An 18342-nucleotide genomic window follows, 5' to 3' on the forward strand; every position below is an offset into this window, starting at 1 on the left:
TTCAGAAAGCAGGTAGAAATATGGAAAATAAAATCGAAGTTATTTCAACTGTAACGATTAAGTATCAATCAGATCTTTATAAGATTGTGGATGTATTAAATCGTTCTCTTAAAGAGCAGGATTTGATGTTTGGCTTGGCATTAGACAAAGAAGACCAAGAAAAAGCAGTCTTTACGATCTATAGGACGTAAGCATGGCTCTAAAAAGATGGATAATATTTTTATCTGTATTTACATTGAGTCTCGCCGTCATCATTACCCTGCTAATCTATTTTCAAGCAAAATCTCCGTTCGAGGAAGCGAGTGAGACTGCTGAATCTTACTTGATTCAAAATAACCTGATTGAAGAGGTAGTGGAATCCTATCCATATAACAGCACAACTAGTTATCATACTGTGGTTGGAATTACTGATAAGGGTGAAGAAAAAGCATTCTTTATTCCTAAAAAGGGAAGCGAAGAAACCATCATGGAAATCAACCTTGCTGATGGAATATCAAAGGAGGATGCCATTTCTGCCGTCATGAAGAATGCACCAAACGGTAAGCTGCTGCATGCAAAGCTAGGGGTAGAAGAGGTCGGCCCAGTATGGGAAATAACATTTGTCACGCAATCTGATACCTTAAACTACATTTATCTTCTTTTTGAAAACGGAGAATGGTGGAAGAGAATATCAAACCTATAATAATAGCTACGGAGGATACAATGAAAAAAATTATGATTAAAGACATGGCAAACCATGTCGGTGAAACAGTAAAACTTGGAGCTTGGCTTGCAAATAAGCGTTCAAGCGGTAAAATTGCTTTCTTACAATTACGCGATGGCTCTGGATTCGTACAAGGTGTCGTAGTAAAGGCAGATGTGGAAGAGGAAGTTTTCCAAACTGCAAAAGGATTAACACAAGAAACTTCTATGTATGTAATTGGAGAAGTAACGAAGGATGAAAGATCTTCCTTTGGCTATGAGCTACAAGTGAAGGACATCCAAGTCATTCATGCTGCGGTTGATTATCCAATCACACCAAAAGAGCATGGAACAGAATTCTTAATGGACAACCGTCATCTATGGCTTCGTTCTCGTAAACAGCATGCCATCATGAAAATCAGAAACGAAATCATTCGTGCAACTTATGAGTTCTTTAATAAAGAAGGCTTTGTGAAGATGGATCCACCAATCCTAACTGGTTCAGCTCCAGAAGGAACATCTGAGCTTTTCCATACAAAATATTTTGACGAGGATGCATTCCTTTCACAATCTGGTCAATTATATATGGAAGCAGCTGCAATGGCTCTTGGAAAAGTGTTCTCATTTGGACCAACATTCCGCGCAGAGAAATCAAAAACACGTCGTCACTTAATCGAGTTCTGGATGATTGAACCGGAGATGGCATTCGTAGAATTTGAAGAGAGCTTAGAAGTGCAAGAGCAATATGTGGAGCATATTACTCAATCTGTACTAGCTAACTGCAAATTGGAGTTAGAGCGTCTAGACCGTGACACATCTAAACTAGAAAACATCAAAGCTCCTTTCCCAAGAATTACATATGATGATGCAATCAAGTTCTTGCATGAAAAAGGCTTCGATGATATTCAATGGGGAGACGACTTTGGGGCTCCGCATGAAACGGCTATTGCGGAAAGCTTTGATAAGCCAGTATTCATTACACACTACCCAGTAGGCATTAAGCCATTCTACATGCAGCCACACCCAGAGCGCGACGATGTAGTGCTATGTGCGGACTTAATAGCTCCAGAAGGCTATGGAGAAATCATTGGTGGCTCAGAGCGTATCCATGATTATGATCTACTAAAACAACGTATTCAAGAACACGGTCTTGATGAAGCTGCTTATGCATGGTACTTAGAGCTTCGTAAACAAGGATCTGTGCCTCACTCAGGATTTGGTTTAGGACTAGAAAGAACAGTTGCTTGGATCAGCGGTGCTGAGCATGTTCGTGAGTCTATCCCATTCCCAAGACTATTGAACAGACTGTATCCATAATAGATAGATGTTAGAAAGGGAGTGCGATTATGTCTAAAAAAGACCGACTCCGTATCTGGATTGAGCAGGGAAATGTGAACATTTCCCAGCTTTTTTTTAGCCATTATAAAGCAATAAATATGAAAGATGAGGAAGCAATTATCCTTCTACATCTAATAGCATATGGGGAAGCAGGAAACCATTTTCCGACCCCACAAAATTTAGTGGAGCGCACCCATTTTTCAGAGGACCGGGTGACCTCCATCCTTCAACGCCTTGTACAAAAGGGTTTAATTCAAATAGAGCAGCATACGGACGAAAATGGTGTCCATTATGAATATTACGCATTCCATCAGCTATGGGATTTATTGCTTGATTGTGTGGAGCAACAAAGCATCTCTAGCGAAGAAAAAGAAATAAAAGGAGAAGAAGGCGAAATATACAAGCTGTTTGAACAAGAGTTTGGTCGTCTGCTATCTCCGATGGAATACGAAACAATTGGCATGTGGTTTGATCAGGACAAGCATTCCCCTTCCTTAATTCGTCATGCATTAAAAGAGGCAGTCCTCGCTCAAAAGCTAAGCTTACGCTACATTGATCGGATTTTATTTGAATGGAAGAAGAAAAATATTCGGACCGTCCAGGAGGCAGAAAAGCAATCTGCCCAGTTTCGTCAGTTCGTGCCTGAGCAACGAACAGAACAGCCGGCCAGAGCGACAAAGGTACCATTTTACAACTGGCTAGAAGAGAGAGAGTAGGTGGTAGCATGCTAACAAAAGCGCAGTGGAACTTTTGTCTAGAGGAAATGGAGAAAATGTTTCCGGATGCTCATTGTGAGCTTGTACATGACAATCCATTCGAATTGCTGGTTGCAACATTACTGTCCGCCCAATGTACAGACGTATTAGTAAACAAAGTAACCAGAACACTGTTTCAAAAATATAAAAAGCCAGAGGACTACCTTGCTGTCTCCCTAGAAGAACTGCAAGCTGATATTCGCTCTATCGGTCTATATCGTAACAAGGCAAAGAATATTCAAGCACTCAGCAGACAGCTAATCGATCAGCATGGGGGAGAAGTACCTGCGGATCGTGATCTACTAACAACCTTTCCGGGAGTGGGACGAAAAACAGCAAATGTCGTCGTTTCCGTAGCGTTTGATATTCCTGCAATAGCAGTGGATACGCATGTGGAGCGCGTATCTAAAAGACTTGGCTTGTGCAGATGGAAGGATTCGGTTTTACAAGTAGAAGAAACGTTGATGAAAAAGACTCCAATCGAGCTTTGGTCGAAAACTCATCATCAGCTAATCTTCTTCGGTAGGTACCACTGCAAGGCGCAAAGTCCCAACTGTCCAGAATGTCCGTTGCTATCGGTCTGCAGAGAGGGTAAGAAAAGGATGAACAAAGTTGTCAAACTTGCGTAAAGAGGATTTTACAGAGTACTTGGAGGCTTGGAAATCAATCGAGCCTTCTATTGCCGAGGCCTTCAGACAAAGGCAAAAGCCAATGGAGCTGATGTCAAAAGGCATCGAGCTATTAGAGGCTATTCAAGTGAAAACCGATGGAATAGCGCCAGTCAACTACGAAGAGCGAATAGCCTTCATTAAGCAAAACATCACCAACTACTCGGCGTTTCGCCAGCTAGATGAGTTGTTCAAGGAAGCTGAAAAGAAAATCGCCAGGTACTTGATACTTCAAAAGAAAAAAGGAGAGGAGCAGTGATGCTCTTGCTCCTTTTTTTGTTGGACTTTTCCATTGAGAGGGGAGATTGAATAAATCGTGATTGAGTGTGCAAGTAAATTGGCTCTTTCCGCAAGTAAAAGGCACGAGACCGCAAGTAATTAACGAGTGTACGCAAGTAACTTCTAGGGGACCGCACGTAAGGTCATGGCTACCGCAAGTATTACCATTTAGCTTCCAAATTGATAGGTTTTTATTTTCCAAATAATTCCGTTTTACAACTAAATGGAGGGAGACTGCAACTAACTTGAGGGAGACCGCAACTAACTTAGCCAAAACCACAAGTAACAATCAGTTTTCCGCACGTAAGCGACTGACGACCGCACGAACCAGCTAACCAATCGCAAGTAATCAAATTGAGTAAGGGTATGTATTACCATTTAACTGGAATAACTAAGTTGGTTTTTACCAATAAATTCCGTTAAGTGACTAAATGGTTGGTGAAAGCGACTAAATTGTTACTAAGAGCGACTAAAATGCTGATGTGAGCGACTAAATCATTATTAAGAGCGACTAAACCGTTACTGAAAGTGACTAAACCAAAAGCAAGCGCTAGTAAAGAGACCGGAATCGCAAGTAACGAATCCTCTATCGCAAGTAAGTAACTTCCCAGCGCAAGTAACTGGACCACAACCGCAAGGAAAGGGGAGAAGACCACACTTATTACCACTTATTTTCCAATCTACAAAGCAGTAGTGCTTTTCAAATCTACTATTAGTACCTCCAGATGGAACGCTTACCTTGGAACCATTATCCTACTAGCTACATATCGCAAAACCACCAACAAAAAAAAGATAGACCCACTTTTAGGTCTATCTTTCGTATCTTTTATGTGCCACTGCCGGCTCCTGGTTGGGTACCGTTTTGGTTCACGTTAGCGGAGGCATCTTCGCTGGAATCACCAGCTCCAGGGTCAGAACCGTCTCCAGATCCGGTATCATTTCCACCGCCAGTTCCGCCTGCTCCAGATCCATCACCGTTTCCAGGATTATTTCCTTCGTTGTTTCCATTGCCTTCACCATTTCCAGTGCCATCTTCTCCGCCTGAATCTCCTTCGTTTCCTTCATCCGGATTTTCATTTTCGGCTGGTTCTTCAGGCTCGGTACCTTCCATGTCTTCACCAATTCCTTCTAGAGTTAGGGATACGGAAGCAGGCTCACTTCTTACATCCTCTGCGACTGCGGTCACATAGAAGACGTAGGAGCTACCTGGTATCAGGTTTTGGACGATTAGTCCTTTTTTATCGGTAGTTTGTAGTGGTTCTGTTGGGCCACCATCTATGGCTACAGAAACTTCAAATTGTACGTTTACTTCTTCGTCCTCCGGTGGAGTGAACTCCCAGTTTAGCGTTCCAGAAGAATCCACATCAGAGTACTCGACTGTAAGGTTTGTCGGAGCATTTAATTCTAGCTGCTCATATTCCTCAGAGACCTTCGTTGGCTCTGTACCTTTTACAAATAACTCTGTAAGTTTCAAGTTAGAAGGAGTGTATTCACTTGCCAACTGAAGTGGATTTGTTCCTTTTTCCACTGTAACTTCCACCACAGAGCTTGGTTTCTTGAAGCGCTCCGTAGAGATTCCTTGTGAAATATTAGACATTACCTGTTTAAAGATAGTCTGTGGAAGATAACGTTCCTCATTCGTCGTCATTGGATCTTTCAAGTCTGAGTAGCCAGACCATACCGTGATGGAATAGTTGGTCGTATATCCTGCAAACCAAACATCTGGGAATGCGCTAGAAGGTAGATTCCAATCTTCCATTTGCTTCGAGCTATAGTTGGATGTACCTGATTTACCGGCAACATCTAATCCACTAACAGCAGCTCGTGTCCCAGTACCTTTAGTCATTACGTCTCGTAATACGTCTGTCACCATATATGCCGTAGAATCCTTCATTACCGGCTTCGCATCTGGTTGATATCTCTTTTCTGTCTTACCATCTCTGTAAACAATTTTCTTGATAGCGTATGGTTCTGTATGGACACCGCTATTACCAAAAGCAGCGTATGCTCCAGCCATTTCAATTGGGGTCATGGCTTTGGATACACCACCAATTGCTGTACTTTCTGTAATGTCGCCTAAATCAATGCCGAAGCGATTAATAAATTCTTTGGCATTTTTAGTTCCAACTTCTTTTAACGTTTTTACTGCCGGTACATTTCGAGACTGGTACAATGCTTCACGCATCGTCATTGCACCTTTATATGTTCCATCAAAGTTACGCACCGTTTGGTCTGTACCAGTGTACTGGATTGGTTCATCTACAATGGTTTGACCAGTAGACCAGCTTAAAAATTCAACTGCTGGTGCATAGTCAATTAAAGGTTTGATTGTTGATCCAGGAGATCTTGTTTTCATATCCTGTGCATAGTTCCATCCTCGGTCTGCTCCGTAATTACGTCCACCACCTACAGCTGCGATAGCACCTGTTTTCGTGTCCACAACTGCTACTGCAGATTGGATTTTATCGTTCGGGAAGATATCCGAATTCAATGTCTGCTCAACTTGCTGCTGTACTTTTGGCTGTAAGGTAGTATGAATAGTGATACCTTCTGAAATAGCATCGCCATCGCCATGCGCCTCTAGTTCATCTAACACGATGTCGATAAACGCATCATATTTGGAATCAATTCTTGCTAAACGTTGTTCCTCTGGTAATAAAGAATCTTCAATAGGGATAGCCTGTGCAGCTTTCATTTCCTCATCCGTAATTTTGCCATGCAGATTCATTAGGTAAAGTACAGTATTACGTCTTTTCTCTGCAGCTTCTGGGTGTTTAAACGGATTGTAGTTGTTTGGACTTTGAGGCATACCTGCTAGAACAGCCATCTCATGAAGCTCTAAATCCTTCAATTCTTTCCCATAAAAGATTTCTGCTGCGGTACCAAATCCATAGATACGTCCTGACATTAATACCTTATTGAAATACATCTCGAATATTTCTTCTTTTTCATACTTACGCTCAAGCTGAAGTGCTAAATGTGCTTCTTGTGCTTTTCGCTTTAATGTTTTTTCATTCGTAAAGAAAGAGTTTTTGATTACCTGCTGAGTGATCGTACTAGCTCCTTGTGCTCCAAATCCTTCGGTGATGTTGGCCAGAACAGCTTTTGCTAATCGTAAAATATCAACACCCATATGGTCGTAGAAGCGCACGTCCTCGGTCGCAAGAATCGCATCCTCCATCATTTGTGGTATTTCGTCATAAGGCACATACTTCCTGTTTTCGGACCCCACAGTAGCAAACTCATTGCCTTCATTATCTAACAGAATAGGACTAATCGGGTCCTTTAATAGTTCCTCATCAAGCTCAGGAGCTGTGCTTGCATAGTAGGCATACATGGAGCCACCAGCCACTAGACCTATCACGCCAATTGCTACGAATGCAATAAATATACGTTTAACCCATGTTTTCCATGAGACTTTTTGTTTTTTCTTTTGTTTTTGTAATTCTTTTCTTCGTTGTTCACGAGTTCTCTTTTGCTCACTCATAAACGTCTCCTCGCTTTCACTTTATACGTACAAGTCATTAACTATTTGTAAATAATCAATTCTTGGAGCATATTTAGGGGATATTTCCAAGGCATGCTCTTCAAATTCTTGAAGGGCAATCGATTTTCTCCCACCACTATTCATTCTTTCCCAAAAGATGTTTAGTTTTTCGAAGGGTAAATAAAAAACCCGATCTAAAGATGAAAAACGTACTAGCAAGAAGCAGATGCCATTCTGCTTACTAACTTTTTCCATGTGGGTAATTTGATGAAGATGGATATTCTTTAAAGGAAATGCTGTTTTATTTTCCGTTTCTTTTGCTTCAAAGTCAATATATTTTCCTTGAAAGACTCCATTATAGTCAGTTGTGGAGGGAGTACGGTAATAAGCTTCCTTAATAACAGCACTACTCCTACTAGGATAATCTACCTTGACGACTTGAATCGGAATAGGTTTCTTATAAATCACAGCAATGTTGTGTTGAAGATAGTATTCGTTCGAATCATTAATATCATCCTCTAACGTCTTTCCCCTATTACTGAAAGAATAATCCTTTATTTTTTTTTCTTTTATTTTTTTCTCCGGACTGTAAATCTTTCCATTTGGATAACGTATAGCCATACTATCACCTCTTTATGCTATTAGTTTATCACAAGTTAGTTAGACGTATCCAAAGGTGAGAAGTTTCATTTTGTTTAAGGAAATACGATGTGGTTGTTGTTACCATGAATGGAAGTGTGATGGGGAATATTTGGCTTCTCATAGTTCCTTTTAAGTAGTCGCTGAACAGTTCTAATTGTCGAGCAGTTACTTGTTTTGTCTTATTCATAGAAGCTTTGTCGAGCGGGAAGGGATTTGACCAAGATTGGTTAAATACCTAGAAAAAGGAGTGATGGAGATGAACAAAATAGAAAGACTCATAGATCAACTAGAGCTGCTAGAATATTTACTGGAAAATAGAATGAACGACGAACAGGATCAGTTTCAAGAGGACTTTAGTAGGTCATCGTTTAAGCTTCTGGGAAAAATAGAAAAAATTGAAGGGAAGCTATAAAGAATATATGTTCGTCCCTGCTGGAAAATAGTCGCTGTATTTGATAAACTGGTACTAGAATGCGAGGGATTCATTTGACATTATTCCATTTGAGTACAAAGTTAATAAAAGAATGCGATGAGTGCATTACACGTTTTTATTCATATAGAGAACTAGATAAAGAGCCTGATTTTTTTCAAGACGTCCGTCCACATGCGCTTGAATTAGATGAGGTTCTTTTGGAATGGGAAAATTTAGTGAGGGTGTGGATTCAACAGAAGAAACCTAAGTATATCCATCCAAGCCAAGTAGACTCTTTGCTGGAGTCCATGAAGCAGTTTGTGGTGCAGTCCTTTTATAAAGGAACAAGTAAAAAACGCTTCCTACAATCGGTGCATTCCTCTAAATATACGCTAGAGACTATTCTCCAGGCAATAAAGGAGGTTGGTGACCAGCATGCTTAAACAGAAGAAGACAATCACCGAGCTGTTAGATGATTGGCGAGTGAATAGTGAGCGATTCCCACAGATTGAGCATATCCATACAATGGAAGAGAAAGAAGCAGTCTATGCGTCCTTTCCAAGCACGATGCATCCTTCTATTCGAAAAGCTTTAGAGTCTCGCGGAGTGTCTAAGCTATACATTCACCAGAGACAAGCCTTTGATACTGCGTTAAGCGGGAAATCCTTTACTACAATCACTCCTACTGCCTCCGGGAAGTCACTATGCTACCATCTGCCAGTCCTGCAATCTATATTGGAAGATCCTACGGCAAGAGCCATTTATCTCTTTCCCACAAAAGCCTTGGCACAGGATCAAAAGAGTGATTTGAATGAATTAATAGAAGCTAGTGGAGAAGAGATTCTGAGCTATACGTACGATGGCGATACAGAGCCTGGGATTAGAAAAAAAATCCGTAAGTCTGGTCATATCGTGCTAACGAATCCAGATATGCTGCACTCTGGGATTTTGCCTCACCATACAAAATGGGTGACGCTCTTTGAAAATCTAAAATACATTGTCATTGATGAATTGCACACGTATAAAGGGGTCTTCGGTAGCCATGTTGCACATGTGATTAGAAGATTAAAAAGGATATGTGCCTTTTACGGTAGCTATCCAACCTTCATTTGTACTTCGGCAACGATTAAAAATCCGAAAGAGCTTGCAGAAAGCCTAACCAACACTGATCATGTGCTAATTGATCAAAATGGTGCTCCGGCAGGCAAGAAGCATTTTGTCTTTTATAATCCGCCGATTGTTCATCCAGTTTTTAACGTACGAAGAAGTGCAGTACTAGAAGTTAGAGACCTGGCGCAAGAATTATATATCAATGGGATTCAAACCATTGTCTTTGCGAAAAGCAGAGTCCGAGTGGAAATGCTTGTGACCTATCTTCAAGCATTGGTTAGTAAGAAAATAAATGATCAATCGATTCGAGGCTACCGAGGAGGATACCTCCCATCCGAGCGAAGAAAAATTGAAAAAGGTCTTCGTGAGGGTGAGATTCGGACGGTGGTGAGTACCAATGCGTTAGAGCTAGGAGTGGATATTGGCCAGCTGCAGGCATGTATTATGACGGGTTACCCGGGGAATATTGCAAGTGCTTGGCAGCAGGCAGGACGAGCGGGAAGAAGACAAGACGAAGCATTAATCATCTATGTTGCGCAATCCACCGCTTTAGATCAATATGTGGTCAAGCATCCTGACTATTTTTTAGGACAATCACCGGAGGAAGTACGTATTTATCCAGACAATATGATTATCCTAATGGATCATCTAAAGTGTGCAGCTTTCGAGCTTCCCTTTACTACCTCCGATACGTATGGTGAGTTTACGGTACAAGAGCTGTTAGAATTTCTGGAGAGCGAAGGGGTGCTATTAAAAACAGCGGACAAATGGCATTGGATGTCTGAAAGCTTTCCGGCGAGCAATATTAGCCTTCGCTCTGCGTCGCAGGATAATGTCATTATTATCGACCAATCTATACCTACAAAAACGAGAGTCATTGGAGAAATGGACTTATATAGCGCCATGACCCTTCTGCATGAGGAAGCCATCTATCTGCATCAAGGAACTCAATTCCAAGTCGAAAAGCTCGACTGGGAGGAAAAGAAGGCCTTCGTAAGAGAGGTAGATGTAGACTACTTCACTGATGCTAACCTTGCAATTGAATTGAAGGTGCTCAGTGAGGATAAAGAAAGACAAGCAACTATAGGAACTTTACGATTTGGAGACATTGTGGTGCTTGTCCAGCCGACAATCTTCAAAAAGATAAAATTTGATACACATGATAACATCGGGTCAGGTAAGATTCATATACCTCCGCTTGAACTTCATACATCCTCCACTTGGTTTAGCTTTGACAAGCCAGAAGATTGGAAGGAAACACTGCTTTCAGATGCAATGACAGGAGTGGCATATGCTTTACAATCCTTTATTCCCCTATTATTGGATTGCGACTCCAAGGATATTCATGTCGTTCCACAAGTAAAATCCGTGAACGACGAGAAGCCGACCTTTTATATATACGACAGCTATCCAGGGGGAATTGGCTTGTCTGAAAGAATGTTTGATCTATGGAATGACCTGCTTCCAAAGGTGACAGAGCAGGTGGAAAGCTGTCCGTGCTCGAATGGCTGCCCAGCTTGTATCGGGGCACAGGATGCAGAACTAAATCTAAAACGTGAAGTGATCAAGCTGCTTCATATATTGCAGGTGAATCAACATGTCCTATGAGAAGAAGCTCATGCAGCTGAAGGGACTTGTATCCAAAAATAAGCCAGTGGAAAAGAAAAAGGAAGTGCAGGAGGTTGCACTTCCTTTTTATACAGATTCGTGGTTGAATGCCGGCTTATCGCTTAAAAGAAATGAGCATGGATTTTATTTTCAAAGAGAAATATTTTATGAACTGGACCATATACATGGAAAGGTGGATTTATCCAAGCTAGATGATGCCATACGATATATGCAGGATTCCTTCCCAGATCACCCGTTGACCATGCAGATAGATCAGCCATTTCGCTTTTATGATACCGAAACAACCGGCTTAAAAGGAGCAGGCGTGCTTATCTTTTTAAATGGCATCTTGAAAAGAGTGGAGGATGGCTTTTTGTTGACTCAGCACATTCTAGCCGATCCTAGCTCGGAGGCCGCGTTTCTATATGCCTCCGACTTTTGGAGAGAGGAGCAGAGCATCATTACGTATAATGGCAAGAGCTTTGATTTCCCACAGCTGGTCTCTAGATGGACAATGAACCGCTCAGCTTTACCACCTCTTCAAACTATTTCCCATATTGACTTAATGCATTCGTCTAAACGAGTTTGGAAGGATGATATAGAAAGATTTAAGCTCAAGCAAATTGAAGAATCAAAACTAGATTTCAGGCGAGAAAATGATATACCAGGTCATTTAGCACCAATTATTTACTTTGACTCTATACGCAGTGGAGATCCTACCAATTTACTCAAGGTGCTGTTGCACAATGAATGGGACATTCTTTCGCTTGTGGCTCTCTATATTCAAACAGTGGAGCTGATCAAGGAAAAGGAAGGATACGAATCAGCGATCACCTACACGAACATTGGGAAATGGTTTCGTGATTTAAAGGTGCTAGAGGAAAGCCAAGATTGGTTTCAATACGTGATTGACCAATACACAGAAGAGGAAGCAGGTACTGCCTATTACTTTGTTGGTCTTCATTTAAAAAAGCAAAAGCAATATAGAGAAAGCACTCAAGCATTTCAAACAGCCGTAGCTCAATTGTCTGGGAAATATAAAATGAATGCGCTGATCGAGCTCGCAAAGCTGTATGAGCACCGAATAAAGGATTATGAGTTAGCGCTAGAGCACACCAATATATGCATTAGTTATTTGCGGGAAATAAACGCTGATAGAGAGTCCAAGCTATGGCATGACTTGCATAAGCGGAAAATAAGAATAATCAGGAAATGGAATATTTCCCGGGAAAGCGCACAACCTAACAAAAAGCGTGTTTAGATGCCTTAAAATGCTCCATTATTCGACATCAATATGCTATAATACGTGTAGCGAATTGTAGATGGAAGGAAGATGCTTTGTGGAATTAAAACTAAAGGCTTCAGATATATTAGAAAAGGAATTTAAAACGGGTTTAAGAGGTTATAACCAAGAGGAAGTAGACATGTTCTTGGATGATATTATTCATGATTACGAAGCGTTTCAAAAGCGAATCTCTCAGCTAGAGCAAGAGAATAAGCAGCTGAAAGAGGAAATCGAGGAAATGCCAAAGCGTACTGCGCCAGCTCCGCAAGCAGGTGCCACTAATTTTGACATTCTAAAAAGACTCTCTCACCTAGAGAAACACGTATTTGGTGCGAAATTGTACGAATAGTTATATTAATAAAGGGATATTGTATATCTTCGTAAAATCGTATATAATACTAATACCACTTATATATTCGGGCAATCGCTGCAATGCATGACATTGTAGAGGAAAGTCCATGCTCACACAGTTCTGAGATGAATGTAGTGTTCGTGCTTAGTGAAAAAATAAACTAAGGCAGTCGATTTCGGCTGACGGCGGGATGAAGGCCTAAGTCTTAGGATATGGCTGAAAGTCCCTGAAAAGTGCCACAGTGACGTAGCTGTATAGGAAACTATACAGGTGGAACGAGGTAAACCCCACGAGTGAGAAACCCAAATTATGGTAGGGGCATTTTCTTGAAGGAAATGAACGGAGAGAAAAACAGATTTATCTGTAGATAGATGATTGCCGTCCACATACGTACGAGGTGGAAACCGTTTGAGTACCGTGGAAACAAAACATGGCTTATTGAGTGTATGAGTGGCTACTTATTTTATAATGCATACAAAAGCTCTCCATCACGGAGAGCTTTTCTTCTTATACGGCAATTTTCTTGTGATATATATTTTACGAAAGCAGGTAATGAAAGGTGACAATTCAGCGAACACCTCGATTTTCCGTGTACGATGATGGTTTGATTGACCAATTGTTTCATTCCACAACAGAGGGGATCATGGTAACGGACGAGCATATGCGTATTACGCTTGTAAATCGTGCCTTTGAGGTTGTAACCGGCTATACGATGGAAGAGGTCCGTGGCAAAACCCCAAGGATATTGAAATCAGGCAGACAAGAAGCAAATTTTTACGCGAAGATGTGGGAATCTATCCAGATTAATGGGATGTGGCGAGGGGAAATATGGAACAAGCGGAAAAATGGTCAAATCTATCCTGAATTTTTGATGGTACAGGAATTTCAAACTGAGGATGGGAATATCAACTATTTCGGGATCTTTAGCGATATTTCCCAAAAAAAGCTGGTAGAGAAAAGGTTGGAAGCACTTCTTCAAATGGATCATTTAACCGGCATCCCCAACAGAACCTTATACATACAGCTTTTAGAAAGCCTCATACAGCAAACAACCATCCAAGACACACAGCATGCTATTTTATTCATTGATATAGATCGATTTAAGCAAATAAATGAATCGCTTGGAAACGAGGGAGGAAATTCCATTCTAAAGGAATTTACGGGCAGACTGAAGGCAATAACTAACTCTAGCGATATATTAGCCAGATATGCCGGAGATCAGTTTTTATTAACTATTCCTGACCTTTCCCAGCCTAATGTAGCCATTCAATATGCAAAGGACATCATCAGAAGCTTGGATACCCCTTTTTATATTAATAATAGCGAAGTCTATCTAACTGCAAGTATTGGAATCAGCCTGGTTCCACAGGATGGACAAGAAGTGGAGCAGGTCATACAGAAGGCTGACAAAGCAACCTATTATGCAAAGCAAAATGGGAGGAACCAATATGCCTTTTACTTTGAAGAACTAAAAAAGGATTCTGAGAGGGGTCTGCTTTTAGAGGCAGAGCTTCGCAAGGCAATTCAACAGAAAACCTTTGAAATCGTTTACCAGCCGAAAGTTGCGTTAGAGACAAACGAGGTTATAGGCGTGGAAGCTTTGGTACGATGGAATAGCAAGCGGTTTGGCAGTGTTTCTCCAGGAGAATTTATCCCGCTTGCGGAGGATACTGGTTTAATTGTCCCGCTAAGTGAGATTATAATAGAAAAAGTATGTTTAGATATTTTAGAATGGAGAACACTAGGGATAGATCAATTGCCGGTGTCTATTAATATTGCATCCTTACATTTTAAACAGGATGCGTTCTTAAAACGAATGAATACCATACTAATGCAATATAATTGTAGTCCACATCAGCTTGAATTAGAATTGACGGAAAGGACCGTCATGAAGGATTCCGAAATGATTGTAAAGAAGCTGATTGAATTAAAGAAGCTGGGTTTTATGATTTCGATAGATGATTTTGGGACCGGTTATTCCTCCCTTAGCTATCTGAATCGATTCCCGCTAAACTATTTAAAAATTGATAGAAGCTTTATACAGCAAATTACCTCCTTGGCGGATAAACAGGCAATTGTAGAGTCCATTATTTTAATGGCTCACCGTCTGCATATCAAGGTAGTGGCAGAGGGAGTAGAGACAAGGGAACAGGTTAAGCTGTTAAAGCAGATGAAATGTGATATTATTCAGGGGTTTTACTATAGTAAGCCTCTTCCAAGTAAAGAACTAATGGATTTTCTGGAAATGTGGGAAATCCAAAAGCAAGAAGGGACTGTCTAAATGACAAAATTTACATTAGTAGCTACTTCTGCAATGGGCCTAGAGTCCATTGTTGCAGATGAAGTGAAGGCACTAGGATATGAAACAACTACAGAAAACGGCAAGGTATATTTTGAAGGGGATGAGACAGCGATAGCTCGAGCGAATATCTGGCTTCGTGTGGCAGACAGAGTAAAAATTGTAGCTGCTCAGTTTCCTGCGAAGACCTTTGATCAATTGTTTGAGGGAACAAAGGCAATCGAATGGGAAAAGTTTCTTCCAGTGGATGCTAACTTTCCTGTACAAGGAAAATCAGTGAAATCTACGCTATTTAGCGTACCAGACTGTCAAGCAATTGTGAAAAAAGCAATTGTGGAACGAATGAAGTTCGCTTATAAAAGATTAGGCTTTCTAGATGAGTCAGGGGCAACCTATAAAATTGAAATTAGCCTATTGAAGGATGTAGCCACGATCACCATTGATACGAGCGGTGTGGGGCTACATAAACGTGGCTATCGTCAAGGTCAAGGGGAAGCACCACTTAAAGAAACATTGGCTGCAGCATTAGTGAAAATTTCTAAGTGGAGCCCTAATAGACCATTTGCAGATCCGTTCTGTGGTTCTGGAACTATTCCTATCGAGGCGGCGATGATTGGTCAGAATATCGCACCAGGATTTAACCGCGACTTCTTAAGTGAGGATTGGAACTGGATGCCTGCTAAGGTTTGGGATGCTGCAAGAATCGAGGCAGAGGATTTGGCCGACTATGATCAGCCACTTCAAATCTTCGGCTCAGATATCGACCATAGGATGGTGGAGCTGGCAAAGCAAAATGCAATGGAGTCAGGCTTTGGCGAATTAATCAACTTTAAGCAAATGCAAGCAAGTGATTTCACGACCGACTTAACGGATGGCGTGATGATCGGTAACCCTCCATACGGTGAGCGTATCGGAGAGGTTGAAGTAATTGAAAAAGTTATCCAGGACTTGGGGAGTGTAATGGAGCAATATCCAACCTGGTCTGTATACATGCTTTCCTCCATGGAGAACTTCGAGGCTCTTTATGGAAAAAAAGCTACCAAGAAACGCAAGCTCTTTAACGGCTTTATTCGAACAGATTACTACCAATTCTGGGGCAAACGTTCCTAAGAAAAGCGCAAGCGCCTGTCCTGCCCCGACAAGCAAATGGGGGACGGCGAGGAGGCAGCTCTTCAGCCACCACAGCCGGACCACATTTGACCTCGAGGGGCAAGGCGCTGAAGCTGGACAATAAAGAAAAGCGCAAGCGCCTATGTCTGCCCCGACAAGCAAATGGGGGACGGCGAGGAGGCACCCGGAATCGGACCACATTTGAAATTGAGAAATTAAATACTTTCGTATCTCTTATAGATGGGGAGTGTCCCACAGTCTAAATCTTTGGGAGCTCCCTTCCATTTGTTTCATGCAAGAAATTTTTAGGGCTCCGCTTTGATAAAAGGCGGAACCTGTTTTTATTATGATGTTGAGGGAGTTAAAATATGAAGCAAGCATTACCTTTTCAGCTTTCAAAAGATCGTTCTTTCTTTGAGTCGCTTGGTGACTGGATGGGAGACGTCTTATACGATGAACTTCCCGAAAAAGGCTTTGAATGTCGGGATGAACAGATATACATGGCTTATCAGATTGAAAAAGCCTTAAAGGATAAAAAAGTATTATTCGCAGAAGCGGGTGTTGGTACTGGTAAAACAATCGCCTATCTGCTGCCTGCTATCTCTTACGCAAGATATACTGGCAAGCCTGCTTTAATTGCTTGTGCAGATGAAACATTAATTGAGCAACTGGTGAAAGAAGCAGGAGACATTTTTAAGCTACAGCAATACCTGGATATAAAAATTGATGTAAGACTTGCGAAATCTAGAAATCAATATTTGTGTCTCAAGAGATTTGAAGAGGCACAAAAGGATGATCAAAATGACTTCTTTATTGAAGTAATTGAAGACGTCATTCCAGATTTCGTATACGGTCATTCCTCGTTACAAAAAGTATTCCCTTTTGGGGAACGGAGTCAATTTCCAGGCATCAGTGACCAAGACTGGCAAAAGGTGAATTTCCACCCGACGCAGCAATGTAATACTTGTGATTTACGAAATAGATGCGGGCAAACAATTCATAGGCAACACTATCGTGAATCTACCGATTTGATTATCTGCTCCCATGACTTTTTGATGGAGCATATCTGGACGAAGGAATCACGTATACGTGAAGGCCAGCTACCTTTCTTACCAGAGGTGTCCATGATTGTACTCGATGAGGGACATCTGCTAGAATACGCAGCCCAGAAGGCATTGACTTACGAAATCCAAAGTGAAACGCTTATCAGGTTATTAGAGAAAGTCATGGTGGACGGGGTACGTGAAAAAACACTTGGTCTAATGGAAAGATTGCAGGAGGTCCATGAACGTATTTTTGATGTCCTACGCATAGGGACCTTCCAGGCAGAAACGGAAAGAATGAAAATCAATAAAACAGAGGAGCTCATGAATCTCTGTAAATTGGCCATCAAGATAACAGATGATTTACTAGAGGAGTTCGTTTTTGAATCTGAGCTGTACACCATTCCGGAGTACGAGCTAAGAATGGTAGAGGAATTTTTAGAGCAATATTCCTTCTCCCTGCGACTGTTCACGGAAAAAGGAGACGGAGTTGAGTGGCTAGAAATTATCGATGGCTATGAAACATTAATTATCATGCCAAGACTGGTGACAGATATTTTAAATGAAAAGCTATTTACGAATAAGCTTCCTATTATTTTTTCATCTGCCACTCTATCCATTCAAAAGGATTTTTCTTATCTTGCTGATTCGTTAGGTGTGGAGGAGTATCAATCCTTCTCGGTTCCATCTCCGTTTGATTATGAGGAAGTGATGAAAATCTATTCTCATAAAGTAGCACAGGATGATAAAGCGAAAACAGTGGAAAAGATCCTGCAAGACCATCAGCAAACATTGATTTTATTTAAATCAAAGGCTGCGATGGAGAAGTTTAGAGGAGCAATCAGCCAGACAGAAGGAATTGGCTTTGAAGGAGACAGAGAATTGTCTACCATTGTAAAGGAATTCCAAGAAGGCAGATTGACGACGCTTTGCTCTTATCATTTATGGGAAGGCTTAGACTTACCTAAGGAAGCATTAACACGTGTAATCATTTTTGATCTACCGTTTCCTCCTTCGGATCCATTATTTGATGCAAAACGCTCCTTCTCCAATAATCCATATGAGGAAGTAGATCTTCCTTATATGCTGCTGCGAATTCAGCAGGGTGTAGGAAGATTAATCCGAACATCAGAGGACTTTGGAGAAATTCATCTATTGTTAAATGAAGAAGAGGCAGCATTAATGCCACGATTTGAGACGGTATTACCGACAAAAATAAAGAATATGTAAAGTAGAGCCTTTTTAGCCATTGTGCTAGAAAGGTTTTTCTTTA

Annotated in this window: 16 protein-coding genes and 1 other RNA gene; 15 read left to right on the top strand and 2 right to left on the bottom strand. The window is 41.1% G+C overall.

What is annotated here, in order from left to right:
- The first annotated feature begins 20 nt into the window (after window positions 1–20).
- The 6 genes from AC1ECF_RS11585 to AC1ECF_RS11610 are packed head-to-tail and all read left to right on the top strand — an operon-like array spanning window position 21 to window position 3701.
- Complete coding sequence (locus AC1ECF_RS11585; protein WP_480389576.1) at window positions 21–191, top strand: YpmA family protein; 171 nt, start codon at window positions 21–23, stop codon at window positions 189–191.
- A 2-nt stretch (window positions 192–193) separates the two neighbouring features.
- On the top strand, window positions 194–682 hold the full coding sequence (locus AC1ECF_RS11590; protein ID WP_480389577.1) for a cell wall elongation regulator TseB-like domain-containing protein: 489 nt from the start codon (window positions 194–196) through the stop codon (window positions 680–682).
- A 20-nt stretch (window positions 683–702) separates the two neighbouring features.
- Window positions 703–1998 carry an asparagine--tRNA ligase gene (gene asnS, locus AC1ECF_RS11595; protein ID WP_480389578.1) on the top strand — a complete coding sequence of 432 codons (1296 nt, stop codon included), beginning with the start codon at window positions 703–705 and terminating at the stop codon, window positions 1996–1998.
- 29 nt (window positions 1999–2027) lie between these two features.
- Window positions 2028–2735: a DnaD domain protein gene (locus AC1ECF_RS11600; RefSeq protein ID WP_480389579.1), complete on the top strand. Its 708-nt coding sequence runs from the start codon at window positions 2028–2030 to the stop codon at window positions 2733–2735.
- Window positions 2736–2743: 8 nt separating this feature from the next.
- Window positions 2744–3403 carry an endonuclease III gene (nth, locus tag AC1ECF_RS11605; RefSeq protein ID WP_480389580.1) on the top strand — a complete coding sequence of 220 codons (660 nt, stop codon included), beginning with the start codon at window positions 2744–2746 and terminating at the stop codon, window positions 3401–3403.
- Window positions 3387–3701, top strand: a complete 315-nt coding sequence (locus AC1ECF_RS11610; RefSeq protein WP_480389581.1) for a YpoC family protein — start codon at window positions 3387–3389, stop codon at window positions 3699–3701. Before nth ends, AC1ECF_RS11610 begins: the two co-directional genes overlap by 17 nt.
- An 846-nt stretch (window positions 3702–4547) precedes the next feature.
- Here the strand turns inward: AC1ECF_RS11610 and AC1ECF_RS11615 are convergent.
- Window positions 4548–7208 (bottom strand): PBP1A family penicillin-binding protein, encoded by a 2661-nt coding sequence (locus AC1ECF_RS11615; protein ID WP_480389582.1) that lies wholly within the window; start codon window positions 7206–7208, stop codon window positions 4548–4550.
- A gap of 21 nt (window positions 7209–7229) precedes the next feature.
- The gene (gene recU / locus AC1ECF_RS11620; protein WP_480389583.1) at window positions 7230–7829 is read right to left on the bottom strand and encodes a Holliday junction resolvase RecU; all 600 of its coding nucleotides are present in this window, start codon (window positions 7827–7829) and stop codon (window positions 7230–7232) included.
- A gap of 277 nt (window positions 7830–8106) precedes the next feature.
- On the opposite strand from recU, the gene AC1ECF_RS11625 reads away from it, so the two are divergent.
- The 9 genes from AC1ECF_RS11625 to AC1ECF_RS11665 all read left to right on the top strand — a co-directional run bounded on the left by AC1ECF_RS11625 (window position 8107) and on the right by AC1ECF_RS11665 (window position 18299).
- Window positions 8107–8262 (top strand): hypothetical protein, encoded by a 156-nt coding sequence (locus AC1ECF_RS11625; protein ID WP_480389584.1) that lies wholly within the window; start codon window positions 8107–8109, stop codon window positions 8260–8262.
- A 74-nt stretch (window positions 8263–8336) separates the two neighbouring features.
- Window positions 8337–8705: a YppE family protein gene (locus AC1ECF_RS11630; protein ID WP_480389585.1), complete on the top strand. Its 369-nt coding sequence runs from the start codon at window positions 8337–8339 to the stop codon at window positions 8703–8705.
- Window positions 8698–10980 carry a DEAD/DEAH box helicase gene (locus AC1ECF_RS11635; RefSeq protein WP_480389586.1) on the top strand — a complete coding sequence of 761 codons (2283 nt, stop codon included), beginning with the start codon at window positions 8698–8700 and terminating at the stop codon, window positions 10978–10980. The genes AC1ECF_RS11630 and AC1ECF_RS11635 overlap by 8 nt, the downstream gene beginning before the upstream one ends.
- On the top strand, window positions 10970–12241 hold the full coding sequence (locus AC1ECF_RS11640) for a ribonuclease H-like domain-containing protein (protein WP_480389587.1): 1272 nt from the start codon (window positions 10970–10972) through the stop codon (window positions 12239–12241). The genes AC1ECF_RS11635 and AC1ECF_RS11640 overlap by 11 nt, the downstream gene beginning before the upstream one ends.
- Window positions 12242–12302: 61 nt before the next feature.
- Window positions 12303–12614 (top strand): cell division regulator GpsB, encoded by a 312-nt coding sequence (gene gpsB, locus AC1ECF_RS11645; protein ID WP_480389588.1) that lies wholly within the window; start codon window positions 12303–12305, stop codon window positions 12612–12614.
- 63 nt (window positions 12615–12677) lie between these two features.
- An RNA gene (gene rnpB, locus AC1ECF_RS11650) (RNase P RNA component class B) lies at window positions 12678–13060 on the top strand.
- A gap of 116 nt (window positions 13061–13176) precedes the next feature.
- The gene (locus tag AC1ECF_RS11655) at window positions 13177–14898 is read left to right on the top strand and encodes a putative bifunctional diguanylate cyclase/phosphodiesterase (protein ID WP_480389589.1); all 1722 of its coding nucleotides are present in this window, start codon (window positions 13177–13179) and stop codon (window positions 14896–14898) included.
- On the top strand, window positions 14899–16026 hold the full coding sequence (locus AC1ECF_RS11660) for a THUMP domain-containing class I SAM-dependent RNA methyltransferase (RefSeq protein ID WP_480389590.1): 1128 nt from the start codon (window positions 14899–14901) through the stop codon (window positions 16024–16026). It begins immediately after the preceding gene.
- Between the two features lie 368 nt (window positions 16027–16394).
- Window positions 16395–18299 carry an ATP-dependent DNA helicase gene (locus AC1ECF_RS11665; protein WP_480389591.1) on the top strand — a complete coding sequence of 635 codons (1905 nt, stop codon included), beginning with the start codon at window positions 16395–16397 and terminating at the stop codon, window positions 18297–18299.
- Window positions 18300–18342: the final 43 nt, after the last annotated feature.

The sequence above is a fragment of the Psychrobacillus sp. Z3-81 genome, from assembly GCF_056620325.1.